This window comes from Nannocystis punicea (assembly GCF_026965555.1).
GTDB lineage: Bacteria > Myxococcota_A > Polyangia > Nannocystales > Nannocystaceae > Nannocystis > Nannocystis punicea.
In genome coordinates, this window is the sequence record NZ_CP114040.1 from 10,667,342 (window position 1) to 10,681,587 (window position 14,246).

At 72.2% G+C, this 14,246-nt stretch carries 9 protein-coding genes; 7 read left to right on the plus strand and 2 right to left on the minus strand.

Going from position 1 to position 14,246, the window contains the following annotated elements; translation table 11 throughout:
* Window position 1: 1 nt before the first annotated feature.
* Both O0S08_RS40900 and O0S08_RS40905 read left to right on the plus strand, forming a co-directional pair.
* Window positions 2-967: a hypothetical protein gene (locus O0S08_RS40900; RefSeq protein WP_269034938.1), complete on the plus strand. Its 966-nt coding sequence runs from the start codon at window positions 2-4 to the stop codon at window positions 965-967.
* Window positions 968-1,703: 736 nt separating this feature from the next.
* On the plus strand, window positions 1,704-2,831 hold the full coding sequence (locus O0S08_RS40905) for a hypothetical protein (RefSeq protein WP_269034939.1): 1,128 nt from the start codon (window positions 1,704-1,706) through the stop codon (window positions 2,829-2,831).
* Window positions 2,832-2,923: 92 nt separating this feature from the next.
* On the opposite strand, the gene O0S08_RS40910 is transcribed toward O0S08_RS40905, so the two are convergent.
* Complete coding sequence (locus O0S08_RS40910) at window positions 2,924-4,201, minus strand: vWA domain-containing protein (RefSeq protein WP_269034940.1); 1,278 nt, start codon at window positions 4,199-4,201, stop codon at window positions 2,924-2,926.
* Window positions 4,202-4,796: 595 nt separating this feature from the next.
* Between O0S08_RS40910 and O0S08_RS40915 the strand changes: the two genes are divergently transcribed.
* The 4 genes from O0S08_RS40915 (at window position 4,797) to O0S08_RS40930 (ending at window position 12,954) form a co-directional block, all read left to right on the plus strand.
* Complete coding sequence (locus O0S08_RS40915; protein ID WP_269034941.1) at window positions 4,797-6,092, plus strand: TolC family protein; 1,296 nt, start codon at window positions 4,797-4,799, stop codon at window positions 6,090-6,092.
* A 136-nt stretch (window positions 6,093-6,228) separates the two neighbouring features.
* Entirely contained in the window at window positions 6,229-7,959 is a 1,731-nt protein-coding gene (locus O0S08_RS40920; RefSeq protein WP_269034942.1) for a heavy metal-binding domain-containing protein, read from the plus strand.
* 116 nt (window positions 7,960-8,075) lie between these two features.
* Window positions 8,076-11,366 (plus strand): efflux RND transporter permease subunit, encoded by a 3,291-nt coding sequence (locus O0S08_RS40925; RefSeq protein WP_269034943.1) that lies wholly within the window; start codon window positions 8,076-8,078, stop codon window positions 11,364-11,366.
* 241 nt (window positions 11,367-11,607) lie between these two features.
* Window positions 11,608-12,954 carry a sensor histidine kinase gene (locus O0S08_RS40930; protein ID WP_269034944.1) on the plus strand — a complete coding sequence of 449 codons (1,347 nt, stop codon included), beginning with the start codon at window positions 11,608-11,610 and terminating at the stop codon, window positions 12,952-12,954.
* Between the two features lie 42 nt (window positions 12,955-12,996).
* Here the strand turns inward: O0S08_RS40930 and O0S08_RS40935 are convergent, their stop codons facing one another.
* Window positions 12,997-13,662, minus strand: coding sequence for an RNA polymerase sigma factor (locus tag O0S08_RS40935; protein ID WP_371879579.1), 666 nt, complete (start codon window positions 13,660-13,662; stop codon window positions 12,997-12,999).
* A 70-nt stretch (window positions 13,663-13,732) separates the two neighbouring features.
* Between O0S08_RS40935 and O0S08_RS40940 the strand changes: the two genes are divergently transcribed.
* On the plus strand, window positions 13,733-14,182 hold the full coding sequence (locus O0S08_RS40940) for a c-type cytochrome (RefSeq protein ID WP_269034946.1): 450 nt from the start codon (window positions 13,733-13,735) through the stop codon (window positions 14,180-14,182).
* Window positions 14,183-14,246 lie beyond the last annotated feature (64 nt).

Sequence of the window (14,246 nt, forward strand, 5' to 3'; positions counted from 1 at the left end):
GATGGTTCGCCGCTTCACCTACCTCGCGCTCGTCACCCTCGCGGCCTGTGCCGGCGGCGAGGACGTGACCCAAAGTTCAGGTTTCGGCGGCTCGTGGCCGTCGCCGACGGGGGCCTCGCAGCCCACCACGCAGGGCATGTCGGGCACCTCGGCGCCGACCACCGAGGACTCCGGCGCCACCACCGACATGATCCGCCCCGACTTCGGCGACGAGGTGCCGACCACCGACGCTCCGCCGACCACCGGCGGCGTCGACCCGAGCGGCGTCACGACTGACGAACCCGGCACCACCGGGCCGGCGGAAAACTGCGGCGACGGCATGATCGAGGCCCCCGAGGAGTGCGAGGGCGCCAACGTCAACGGCCAGACCTGCCAGGGCCTCGGCTTCACCGGCGGCCTCCTCACCTGCGACGCCGCCACCTGCACGTGGAACAAGAGCCAGTGCGTCAGCGAGTCGTGCGGCGACGGCACCAAGAACGGCGGCGAGGAGTGCGACTGCGGCCAGCAGGGCAGCTCTTGCACCGCTGCGCAGCTCGGCAACGCCGTCTGCGCCGGCCTCGTGGCCCCGGCCAACGGCAACTACCACGGCGGCAACCTCGCGTGCGGCAGCCCTGCGAGCTGCCTGTTCGACAAGTCCGGCTGCTTCTGGTGCGGCGACGGCGTGCGCAACGGGCCCGAGTCGTGCGAGGGCGGCGACCTCGGCGGGCAGACCTGCAACGGCCTCGGCTTCAGCGGCGGCACCCTGAGCTGCAACGCCAACTGCACCCACAACACCGCGGGCTGCGTCAACATGGTCTGCGGCGACGGTCAGTGCAGCCCCGGCGAAGACGAGTGCTCCTGCCCCGAGGACTGCCCCGGCGACCCGAACTCGTGTTCGCCCTGCGAGTGCGGCGACTTCAGCGAGAACTGCGCCTGCGACCCCGATTGCCTGTTCTTCGGCGACTGCTGCTTCAACGGCCCGTGCTGAGCCTGCAGGGACGTCCGAAGTCGTGCCGTGACGACTGCATCGTCGGCGGCCCGCGCCGACGATGCAGGACCGGCCGATGACCGGACCTCGTGTTCGCCGCGCGAGTGCGACTTCCGGGGCAGCTGTGCTGTGACCGCGACTGCTGCAAGTACATCTTCTTTCCTGCGAGCGTGACTTCGGTGCAAGCCCATCGTCTTCGGCGACCGCTGCTTCACCGACCCGCGCGCCGAGAATGCAGCATCACCCGGCGCCCCGAACTTCGCCTTGCGAACGCGACAGCGACGACTGCAAGCCCATCGTCTTCGGCGACCGCTGCTTCACCGACCCGCGCCGAGAATGCAGAATCACCCGGCGCCCCGAACTCGCCTTGCGAACGCGACAGCGACGACTGCAAGCCCATCGTCTTCGGCGACTGCTGCTTCACCGACCCGCGCGCCGAGAATGCAGGATCGGCCCGACGCCCCGAACTCATGTTCGCCTTGCGAACTCGACAGCCGCGACCGCAAGCGCATCTTCTTCGGCGACTGCGTCTTCACCGGCCCTTACCGAGAATGCAGCATCACCCCGACGCCCTGCACTCGGTTCACCCGGCGAATGCAACTCCAGTGTAAGCGCATCTTCTCCGGCGACTGCTGCCGAGAATGTTCACCCCGCGGCCCGCGTCCCCCCGAGCACGATTCTTGCCGGCGGTGGCGCGGATGCTATCGTCGGCTCGCGTACCCGGGGGAATTGCGACATGCGTGCAATCGCTCTGTTCAGCCTGACCTTCGCGACCGCCGCCCTGCTCGGCCAGGGCTCCGCCCGCGCCACCGCGCCGGCCAGCGAGTCCTGCCTCGCCAGCTGCACCGCGCCCGGCCTGTCCGCCGACGACCAGGCCACCTGCCGCCTCCAGTGCGCCCGCCTGGCCCAGTCCGCGCCCGCGACTCCGCCCCCCGCCGCCAGGCCTCCTGCAGCCACGCCGCCCGCGACTTCGCCTCCCGCGACTTCACCTCCCGCGTCTTCGCCGCCGCGTCCGGCTCAGCCTGCTGTTCAGCCCGCCCCCGACCTCGCGCACAAAAAATTTCTGTGCGAGTCGCAGTGCGACGCCGAGCCCAACCCGGGCGACCGCGCCACCTGCCGCCTGCAGTGCGGTCAGCTGGCCCGCGTCAGCGGCCCCCAGTCCACGACCTCGCCGGTCGGCAGCACCACCGTCGGCAACACGACCACGTACAGCTTCGCCCCCGGCGGCGGCTCGGTCCCCGTCACCACCACGCCGGGCCCTAGCAACACGACCACGTACAGCTTCGCCCCCGGCGGCGGCTCGGTCCCCGTCACCACCTCGCCGGGCACCGCGGCCGCGTACAACCCTCAGGCAGCCCAGCGGCAGCAGCAGATCGCCGCCTGCCAGGCCAGCTGCGACCGCGAGGCCTCGGCCACCGACCGCGCCACCTGCCGCAACAACTGCGGCGCGGTCGGCACCGTGGTCGGCCCCGCGGCCCCGAGCCAGTGGGTCCTCGGCCCGGCGCCGACCATGACCGAGGCCGAACAGCGGGCCGCGGTCATCCGCTCCTCGGGCGGCGTGGTCCCGGGCAGCGCCCCCGGCGGCGCGCCGCGGCCGGTCGCGGTCCCCACCAATCAGCCCGCGCCGACCTTCACCGCCCCGCAGGGCCAGCAGCCGCAGAACCCCCAGTGCGCCGCCCAGGCCCAGAGCTGCAAGGTCGGCTGCGCCGGCGAGCAGACCACCTGCAGCGCCCAGTGCGACCAGGGCAAGATGTCCGAGACCGACCGCGCCACCTGCAAGCTGACCTGCAGCAGCAGCGGCGACATGTGCCGCGACGACTGCCGCATGAAGGAAGCCGCCTGCAAGCCGGCCGTCTATCGTTGATCGCGGATCGCTGACCGTTCGGACATGCCCGCGAGGGCATGTCCCTTCGAACATCGCCCCCGGGACATGCTCCGAAGAGCATGTCCTTGCGCTCACCCGGGGATCGGCACGTCGCAGCCGAACACCACGTCGACGTCGACCACCTGCCCGCCCTTGAGCGCCTCGCAGGCCGTGCCGTGGAAGGTGACCGTGTTGGTGTTCGGGTCGTAGGTCCAGCCGTTGTTGGGGTCGTTGGGGACCCCCGGGACCATGTCTTCAAAAAACACGTAGATCTCGTTCGGGTCCTCCGGCACCGTGTCGAGCTCGAAGGTGCACGAGACCACCGCGCCGGCGATCGCGTCGAGGGCCGCCTCGAGCGAGGCCGGGTTGTTGGCGTTGTAGGGCGTCATCGTGCCGCCGTTGGCGGCGATCTGGGCCAGCGAGCCGAGGATCCCGTCGGCGAAGCCGACCGCGTAGGTGCGGACCGAGATCGCCTGCGCGAACAGCTCGGCCGCGGCCGCCGGCCCGTTGGTGGTGCCCTGGCAATCGCCGCTCTCGTCGCCGTCGGTGATCAGCAGCACCGCGTTGGCGCGCGTGACGTCCTGGACCTGCGGCTCGCCGACCAGCGCCTTGAGCGTGTTGCCGGTGCTGGTCTCCGGGTCGCCGGAGTCGCACAGGTAGCCGTTGCCCTTGTCGCTGAGGAACTGCTGGATCGCCCCGCCGTTGAAGTCGGCCACCGGCACCACGATCGTCCCGGCCGAGCAGCCGTTGCCGACGCACGCCGAGTAGGTCACGAGGCCGAACCGGATCTCCTCGTTGAAGGTCGTCACCAGCTTGTTGATCGCGTCCTTGGCGACCTCCCAGCGGTTCTTGTCCGAGTCCTGGACGTCGCCCTCCATGCTCCCGCTGCGGTCGAGCACGATCATCACGTTGGGCACGACCTTGGACAGCTCGAACTCCTGCGCCCCGCAGTCGCCGCCGATCACGCACATGCCGTCGGTGCACGTCTGGCCGGCCTCGCAGTCCTCCTTGACGAGACAGCCGCCCTCCGGCAGGCACTCGCCCGACCACGCGCCGCAGTGCTGTCCTTCGGGACAGTCCGTGTCCTCGACGCAGCCGCCGGTGCCGGTCGGCGAGGTCGTCGGCGTGCCGGTCGGCTCGCTCGTCGGGTCACCGCTCGACGTGCCGTCGGTGGTCGTCCCGGTCGTCTCCCCGCCGGTCTCGGTCGTGCCGGTCACGCCCGTCACGCCCGTCACGTTCGTCGCCCCCGTGACCCCCGTCGCCGCGGTCACCCCCGCGGTCGAATCGCCGCCGCGCCCGTCGTCGCCGCAGCCCACGACCATCGCCCCCACCATCAGCCACCCCGACACTCGCCTCGCCTGCGCGCGCATGAACGACTCCTCCGGCGCAAGGTGCGCCAGGCCCCGGCTCTTACCGGAGCGCGCGCTTCGGTGTCAATCAGCCGCCCACTGAAGCGGAAGCCCTCGCCCGCCTGTGTCACGGCCGCACGTCTCCTCCTCCGTCACTGCGAGTTCCACCAGCACGGGCTTCTCTCCGCGCTCTCGCAGCGAGCTCCACCATTGCGAGTTCTCGCGACCTGCCTCGCAGCGAACTCCGCCATGCATTCCCTCGCTCGCGCGCGCCTGCCCCTCGCTACCAACACCGGCTTCAACCGCACGCACCCCGCAGCGAACCTCCGCCATCACAGTTTTTTCCCGCGGGCCCCTCGCAGCGAACCTCATCCACCCCAAGCCTCTGGCAAGGGTCCAACAGCCACCAGTCGACCGCGCTCTCACATGTCCTCGAGGACAGCCCGCCTCTTGCCGGATTCGGCGATCGCCCTTGCCGCGTTCGGCATCCTCCACGGCCTCACGATCTTCGCGACCCCGCTTGAGAATCTTCGCGATCCCTACCGGCGGCAGTCGCGCCGCCGCGCGAAAACCTTGATATTTCCGGCCTGACGCGCGCCGTGCATATAGACGCGGTGTGCCCCTCGCGCGCAGCGTCTGCCTCGTCCTCGCCCTGTCCGCGGGCTCCTTGCGCGCGGCCCCGGCCGAGTCGGCCCTGAGCGGGCCCTTCGACATCGACACTGCGGTGGCGATCGCGCTCGAGCGCAGTCCGGGTCTGCAGGCAGAGGCCCACCGGATCCGCGCCGCCGAGCACCTCGCCGAGGCCGAGCGGCGGCCCGAGGCCACGCGCCTCACCTTCGACATCTGGCAGGTCCCGCTGGCCAGGCCGTGGGCGTGGAACGAGTCGCCGATGGTGATGCTCGGCCTGCGCCAGCCGGTGCCCGCGGCCGGCAGCCTCAAGCTGCGTTCGGCGGCCCGGCGCAAGGACGCCGCCGCCGACGCGGCCTCGCGCGACGTCGTCGCCCAGGACCTCGCCACCGCGGTGCGCCACGCCTTCATCGACTACGCCGCCGCGGTCGCCCGCCACAGCGTCCACCTCGAGCATCAGCGGGTCAGCGAGCACGTGCTCGGCCTGGCGCGGGCGCGGCAGGTCGTCGGCGGCACGCTCCTCGAGATCGCCCGCGCCGAGACCGAGGTCGCCCGCGCCCGCGCCGACGTCGCCACCGACGCGACCGCGACCCAGGCCGCGCGCACTCGCCTCAACACGCTCATGGCCCGCGAGGCCGACGCCCCGCTCGGCGCCCCCGCGGAGCCCGCCCCCGCCACCGTCGCGGTCGACGCCCGCGGCCTGATCGCCGACGCCCAGAGCGCCCGCCCCGAGACCCGCGCCGCCGACGCCCGCCGCGAGGCCGCCGCCCTCGACCTGCGCGCCGCCAAGCGCGAGGCCAACCTGCCGAGCGCGATGCTCGGCGTCGCCTACTTCCCCGCGACCAAACCGATGCCGATGCACGGCTACGGCCTGATGATCGACCTCCAGCTGCCCTGGCTCACGGGACAGGGCCGAAAGCGCAGGGACGCCCAGGCCGAGCTCACCGCCGCCGCCGCCCGCGACGTCGCCCAGGTCAAGCTCGGGATCGCCGGCGAGGTCTCGGGCGCCCTGGCGACCGTCCAGAGCGCCTCGGAGCGCTACCAGGCGCTGGTCCGCGAGGCCCGCCCGGCCAGCGCGCGCGCCCGCGAGGTCGCGCTGACCGGCTACGAGTCGGGCCGCGGCGACTTCACGGCCCTCCTGTCCGCCGAGGCCGTCCACGTCGAGGTGGCGATGGACGTCATCGCCGCCAAGTCCGACCTCGACCACGCTCTCATCGACCTCGACCGCGCCGTCGGCTCGCCCGTGGCCCGCCGCGCGCTGGCGCAGGGCCCCGCCGACCGCTGACCTGTCCGCAAGACCAGCCGACCCCGAGCCTGTCCCCGAGACCCTCTCACTCACCCCAGATACCGCCCCGCCCGACCTGTCCCCGAGACCCTCTCACTCGCCGCTCCGCCCCCTGACCTGTCCCGAAGGACCTCCCGTGACCGACCTCCACCATGACGACCCCGAGACCATGCGCGAGGGCGCCGAGGCGCCGCCGCCCGGCGTCGCCCTGATGGCGGGCGTGCGCTGGCTGCTGCTGCTCGGCACCCTCGCCGCGGCTTGCTTCGCCTGGTGGTCGTACGCCAACGCCGAGCCGGTGGCAGCCCAGCACGCCCCCCGCTACCGCTGCCCGATGCACCCGCAAATCACCTCGCACGAGCCCGGCGAGTGCCCGATCTGCCACATGGCGCTCGAGCCGATCCCGGAGGACGAGGCCGAGACGGTCTACCGCTGCCCGATGCACCCGCAGATCCAGCAAGCCGAGCCGGGCGAGTGCCCGATCTGCGGCATGGATCTCGAGCCGGTCGCGGCCGAGGCCGTGGCTGTCTCTGCGGACATGCCCGCAGGGACAGCCGCGATCACCCTCGGCCTCGACCGCCTGCAGGCGATCGGCGCCCGCGTCGTCGTCGCCGAGGAGCGCGAGTTCACCGCCGAGCTGCGCAGCGCCGCCCTGACCGAGTTCAGCGAGGACGGCGCGGCGCGGGTACACGTGCGCGCGGCCGGCTTCATCGAACGGATCGCCGTCGCCGAGACCGGCGTCCGCGTGCGCAAGGGTCAGGTGCTGGCCGAGTACTACAGCCCGGAGATCTACCAGGCCCAGGCGGAGCTGCTGGCGGCCCACAGCTGGTCGGGGCCGGTGGTCGGGGCGGCTCGCCAGCGGCTCGAGCTGCTCGGCCTGTCGTCGGCCGCGGTCGACCGGATCCTCAAGTCCGGCAAGCCCGACCGCACCACCCCCGTGGTCGCCCCCGCGGCCGGCGTCGTCGTCGCCCGCACCGCCGTCCTCGGCGCCTACGTCCGCCCCGAGGAGCCGCTCTACGAGCTGCGCGAGGACCACGGGCTCTACCTGGTGGCCGAGCTGCCGGCGGCGCGCGCGGTGTCTGTAAAGCCAGGAACCAAGGGACATGTCCGATTCACCAGCCGTCCGGAGCTCGACCGCGAGCTGGCCGTCGACCTGGTCTACCCGTCGGTCGCCGCCGACAGCCGCAGCGTCCGCGTGCGCATGCCGCTCGACAACGACGACCGCGCGCTGGTGGCCGGCATGCCGGCGGTGGTGACCTTCGCCCTGCCGAGCGAGACCGGCGTGGCCGTCCCGCGCGACGCGATCGTCGACGCCGGCAACCAGCCCTACGTGTTCGTCGACGCCGGCGGCGGCCGCCTGGTCCCGCGCCCGGTCGTGCTGGGCGTGCGCGACCCCGAGTTCGTGCGCGTGCGCGAGGGCCTGACCGCCGGCGAGCGCGTGGTCGCCGGCGCGACCTTCCTCGTCGACGCCGAGAGCCGCCTGCGCGCCGCGCTGATCCCCAGCTCGACTCCCGGCGCCGCGACGCCCTCGCACGCGCAACACCCGACCGACCCGCAACCCTCGGCGGAGGCGACGCAACCCTCGGCCACCACCGCCTCCGCCGCGCCCGCGCAGCACTCCCCCGACAAGCACGCGCAGCACTCCCCCGCCGAACATGCGCAACACTCCGACAAGCACGCGCAGCACTCCCCCGACAAGCACGCGCAGCACTCCCCCGCCGAACACACGCAGCACTCCGACAGCGCCCCGCAACCCGCAGCCCACTCGAAGCACTCCTCCGCCGAGCACTCGAAGCACTCCCCCGCCGCGCACTCGCAGCACTCCTCCGACGCCGCCTCGCAGCACGCCGGTCACGCCCACGCTCCGTGACCGCCTTCCCCAAGTCGCCATGCTCACCACCATCGGCAAGCTGATCGACGCCTGCGCGCACCACCGCGGCCTGGCGAAGCTCGCCGGCCCCGCACACGCCCCCTGTTGAAGCCTCCATGCTCACCGCCATCGGCAAGCTGATCGACGCCTGCGCGCACCACCGCGGCCTGGTGATCATGGCCTACGTCGTGCTCGCCTGGCTGGCCTTGCGCGCGCTCGAGCGGGTCCCGCTCGACGCCGTGCCCGACCTCTCGGACCCGCAGGTCATCGTCTTCACCGAGTGGCGCGGCCGCTCGCCGACGCTGGTCGAGGACCAGGTCACCTACCCGCTGACCGCCTCCTTGCTGGCCGCCCCCGGCGTCGAGGCCGTGCGCGGCTACTCGATGTTCGGCATGTCCTTCGTCCACGTCCTGTTCGCCGAGGACGTCGACGTCTACTGGGCCCGCTCGCGCGTCCAGGAGTACCTCGCCGGCATCGGCCCGCGCCTGCCCGAGGGCGCCAGCGTCACTCTCGGCCCCGACGCCACCGGCATCGGCTGGGTGTTCGAGTACGCCCTGGTCGATCGGACAGGTCGGCACGACCTCGCCGAGCTGCGGGCGATCCAGGACTTCGAGCTGCGCTACGCCCTCGAGAGCGTCCAGGGCGTCGCCCAGGTCGCCAGCGTCGGCGGCTACGAGCGCCAGTTCCAGGTCCAGCTCGACCTCGAGCGCCTGCGCGCCCACGGCCTCACAGTCGCCGACGTCGCCGACGCGGTGCGCAAGACCTCCGGCGAGTCCTCCGGGCGGATCCTCGAGCTCGGCGGCCGCGAGGCCTTCGTCCGCGGCCGCGGCTATTTGAAAGATCTCGCGGGGCTCGAGTCGGCTGTCCTCAAGGCCAGCCCCGAGCTCGGCGCCCCGCTGCGCCTCGGCGACGTCGCCGAGGTCCGCTACGGCCCCGACATCCGCCGCGGCCTCGCCGAGCTCGACGGCCAGGGCGAGGTCGTCGGCGCCATCGTCGTCGCCCGCTACGGCGTCAACGCCCGCGACGTCATCGAGCGCGTCAAGGCCCGCCTCGACGAGGTCGCGGCCGGCCTGCCCCCGGGCGTCGAGGTCGTCACCACCTACGACCGCAGCGGCCTCATCGACCGCGCGATCGACACCCTCAAGGCCGCCCTGGTCGAGGAGGGCCTGGTCGTCGCCCTCGTGATCCTCGTGTTCCTCCTCCACGTGCGCAGCGCCCTGCTGCCGATCGTCGGCCTGCCGCTGGCGGTGCTGCTGGCGTTCTTGCCGATGGCCTGGCTGGGGATCCCCGCCACCATCATGAGCCTCGGCGGGATCGCCATCGCCATCGGCGCCACCGTCGACGCCGAGATCGTCATGGTCGAGGCCTGTCACAAGCGGCTCGAACATGCCCCCAAGGACATGTCCGAAGAGCAACGCAGGAACCTGCTCGCCGAGGCCGCGCGCGAGGTCACCCCGGCGATCTTCTTCTCGCTGCTGATCATCGCCGTCGCCTTCATCCCGGTGTTCGGGCTCGAGGGCCAGGCCGGGCGCCTGTTCAAGCCGCTCGCCTACACCAAGACCTTCGTCATGCTGGCGGCCGCGCTGCTCAGCGTGACCCTCGCGCCGGCGCTGCGCGACCTGCTCGTGCGCGGCAAGATCTACAGCGAGCAGCGCCACCCGATCTCTCGCGCCATCCGCGCCGTGTACGAACCGTTCGTCTACGTGGCCCTGCGCAAGCCCCGAACAACTCTGGCGATCGGCCTGTTCGCGGTGCTGTCGGCGATCCCCGTGTTCATGCGGCTCGGCAGCGAGTTCATGCCGGCGCTCAACGAGGGCGACATCCTCTACATGCCGACGACCTTCCCCGGCCTGTCGATCGAGGAGGCCAAGCGGCAGCTCGCGCGCCAGGACGCCAGGCTCGCCGAGTTCCCGGAGGTCGAGCGCGTGTTCGGCAAGGTCGGGCGGGCCGAGACCGCGACCGACCCCGCGCCGCTCAGCATGGTCGAGACGGTGGTGATGTTGCGGCCGCCGGAGGAGTGGCCGAAGGTCACGCGCGAGCGCTGGTGGAGCGGCTGGGCCCCGTCGCTCCTGCACGGTCCGCTGACGCGGATCTGGCCGGAGGAGACGCCGGAGACCTGGGACGAGCTGGTGGCCAAGCTGTCGGCGAGCGTGCAGATGCCGGGCTGGACGCAGGCCTTCACCATGCCGATCCGCGCCCGCGTCGACATGCTCACCACCGGCGTGCGCACCCCCGTCGGCGTCAAGGTGTTCGGCCGCGACCTGCCGGCGATCGAGGCCGCCGGCGCGCGCATCGAGTCCGTCCTGCGCCGCGTGCCCGGCACCCGCAGCATCCTCTACGAGCGCTCGCTCGGCGGCGTCTACGTCGACATCGTCCCGCGCCGCGAGGACCTCGCGCGCCACGGCCTGCAGGTCGCCGACCTCGGCGAGTTCGTCGACACTGCGATCGGCGGCGAGCCGATCGCCGCGACCATCGACGGCCGCCGCCGCTACACCGTCCAGCTGCGGGTCGCCGAGGAGCTGCGCAGCGACCTCGATCGCCTCCGCGAGCTCCCGGTCGCGGTGCCCGGGCCGGCGAGCGCCGTCACCCGCACCGTCCCGCTGTCCGAGCTCGCAGACGTCGCGCTCGCCGAGGGCCCGCCGATGCTGCGCAGCGAGGCCGGCCTGCTCGTCGGCTACGTGTACGTCGACATCGAGCCGTGGCGCGACCTCGGCGGATACGTGAACGACGCCCGCACCCGCGTCGACGCCGCGCTCGCCTCGGGGGAGCTCGTCCTCGGGCCCGGGATGTACCTGAAGTGGACCGGCCAGTACGAGCAGATGCAGGCCATGGAGGCGCGGATGCGGGTGCTGATCCCTCTCGCCCTCGCGCTGGTGGCTCTGCTGTTGTGGCTACAGTTCCGCGATCTGACCGAGGTCCTCATCGTCCTCCTGTCGATCCCGTTCGCGCTCGTCGGCAGCGCCTGGTTGCTGTGGTTGCTCGACTATCGCCTGTCGACCGCGGTGTGGGTCGGCATCATCGCCCTCGTCGGCCTCGCCGCGCAGACCGGCGTGGTGATGATCGTCTACATCGATCAGGCCTTCTTTCGCCGCCTGCGGGCCGGCAAGATCCGCGACCTCGACGACATCATCTGGGCCCACATGGAGGGCACTGTCCTGCGCGTGCGCCCGAAGTTGATGACGGTCGCCTCGATGATGCTGGGCCTCGTCCCGCTGCTGTGGGCCACCGGCAGCGGCGCCGACGTGATGAAGCGGATCGCGGCGCCGATGGTCGGCGGACTGGTGTCCAGCGCCTTCCTCACCCTCGAGCTGATCCCCGTCGTCTACACTTACTGGCGTTACGCGCAGCTCCGCCGGTCCCAACGGACAGGTCGTCCTCTGGCCGAGATCTGCGGTCTGCACCGCTGAGCGCGCGGACCACCGTACGCATGCGCAGGCGCGCAACGCTTCTCGCGCGCACGCGCGCCTCGGCGGCCGCGGCGCCGCGCGCCTACACGTGGGCGTGATCCGTCGCTGGCGAATTTTCGCTACAGTCGTTGAAGTGTCGACGGCCATCCCGGACGGAGCAGGCTCCGCTCCTGTGGCGAGGCGTTCGCCAGCGTCCGCCTCGCTCGGCGACGCACGGATCCGCCAGATCCGCTTCGCCATCATGGCCTTCGTCGGGCTGACCACGACCCTCGTGGGTGCGGCGATCCTGAGCACAGCCGGGCCCGAGCAGGACTGGGACCGGCTGTCGGGCATCGTCTACGTCGTCATCGCCGCGTTCTGCTTCGCCACCTGTTCGCTCACGCGGACGCGGCTGACCCGCACCTCCGAGCTGATGATGCTCGGCACCGCCTACGGCGGCACGGCCGGGGTCGTCATCACCAGCAAGCCCGACACCGCGCTGCTGGCCGGGGTCGCCGCCCTCACCCTCGTCGTCTTCCTGCCGGGCATCGCCATCCGGACCCGCGGCCGCTCCGGCATCGCCCACATCGTCACCATCAGCTCGGTGTACGTCGCCAGCGTGGTCGCCCGCCTGGTCCTGCGCGAGGACGAGACCGGCACCCAGTTCGGCGACATCGCCATCAAGCTGCTGGTCCCTCCGACGGCCTTCTGGCTGCAGTGGTTGATGGCGCGCGCCCTCAACCAGCGGATCATGGAGGCGCTCGAGGAGAGCGAGCGCTCGCGCGGCGCGCTCGCTGTGTCCAATCAGCTGCTCGAGCTGACCAACCGCAGCCTCGAGGTCGCGCGCATCGACGCCGAGCGGGCGCGCGACGGCGCCGAGACCGCCAACCGGGCCAAGAGCACCTTCCTGGCCAACATGAGCCACGAGCTGCGGACCCCGCTGAACTCGGTGATCGGCTACACGGAGATGATCATCGAGGAGGCCCGCGAGGACCGCCAGCGCCCGATCAGCGACGTCCTGCCCGACCTGCGCAACGTCGTCCTGTCGGCCAAGCACCTGCTCGGCCTCATCGGCGGCGTGCTCGACCTGTCGAAGATCGAGGCCGGGCGGATGGAGATGGTCCACGAGCACTTCGCGCTCGACGACTTCGTCCGCGAGGTCGAGCAGACCATCTTGCCGGCCGTGCGCCGGCGCAACAACCAGCTGCACGTCAAGTGCGACGGCGACATCGGCTGGGTCGTCACCGACCGCGGCAAGCTCAAGCAGGTCCTGCTCAACCTGCTCGGCAACTCCGCCAAGTTCACCAGCGAGGGCCAGATCTACCTCCGCGCCCGCCGCGAGGCCGCCTTCCTGGTGTTCGAGGTCCGCGACACCGGCATCGGCATCGACCCGTCGAAGCTGAACCTCATCTTCGAGAAGTTCACCCAGATCGACGCCACCTCGACCCGCCGCTACGAGGGCGCCGGCCTCGGCCTCGCCATCACCCGCGAGCTGTGCGTCATGATGGGCGCGACCATCGACGTGAAGAGCGCGATCGGCAACGGCACCACCTTCACCGTCGTCCTGCCGACCAGCCCGACCCTGCCCGAGCGCGCCGCTGCGGCCTGAGGCGACATGTCCCTCAGGGAATGTTTTTGAGGACATGCCCGATCAGGCATGTCCGAAGGTACCGGCGAGGCGAGCCAGCACCGCGGCGACGATGCGGTCGCAGCGCTCGCCGGCGAAGGCGAAGGCGTCGCGCAGGCTGGCGCCGGCGCGCGCGAGCAGCTCGACGCGGGCCAGCTGGCGGGCGCGGTGCAGGCGGACGCGCACGGCCTCGGCGCTGCAGCCGAGGCAGGCGGCGGTCTCGGCGGTGTCGAGCTCCTGGACGTCGCGCAGGACCAGGACCAGGCGGTAGCTCTCCGGCAGGGCGTCGAGGGTGCGCACGAGCAGGTCGGCGAGGGCCCGGCGGTCGAGGGCGAGGTCGGGGCCGGGCACGTCGTCCGCGGCCTCGTCCGGCGCCGGCTCGTCGTCCCGGGCGAGGGCGAGGGGATCGCCGCGCCGACGCCGGCGCAGCGCCTCGTGGACGGCGATGGTGGTCAGCCAGGTCGACAGCCGGGCGTGCCCGGCGAACTGGTCGAGGTGGAGGAACGCCTGCAGATAGGCCTGCTGGACGACATCCTCGGCCTCGGCGTCGTCGCCGACGATCGCCCGCGCCGCCCGGTAGAGCCGCTGGTTGTTGCGGCGCATGATGACCTCGAAGCGGGCGACCTCGCCCGCGCGGACCCGCGCAAGAGCTTGCTCGTCCGTGAGGGTCTCGACCGGCTCGGGGGGCATGCCGGCCGCAGTCTCGCACGACCTGCGCGGGCGGGTGTAACGCCGGCCGGGGGTCGCGACTCGGATGGGCATGACCCGAACCCTGGCGATGTCCACCAGCCTGTCCTTCCTCCTGTCCCTGACGTTCCCGGCGTGCGGCCCGGCCAAATCCTCGGCCGGCAGCGCCCCGCCGACCGAGGCGCCCGACTTCGCGGCGCAGGCGAAGCGCGGCGAGGCGCTGTACGGCCAGCACTGCGCCCGCTGCCACGGCGCCAGCGGCGAGGGCGGCCGCGGCCCGGCCCTCGTCGGCGAGTCGGCGCTGCCGCAGGCGCCCGCCGGCGGCGAGCGAGACGTCGAGTTCCGCACCGCCGCCGACGTGTACCAGTGGATGAAGGCCCACATGCCGCCCGGCGCGCCCGGCAGCCTCGGGGATCCGGCCTACCTCGAGATCCTCGCCTTCGACCTCCAGGCCAACAAGATCGATCCGGGCCCCGCCCCGATCACCGCCGACTCGGCCGCGACCGTCACCCTGCACCCCTGACCGGGGCCTTGGGACATGTCCTGAGAGACATAGTACGGCTCCGGCCGTGCGATCTGCCGGAGCG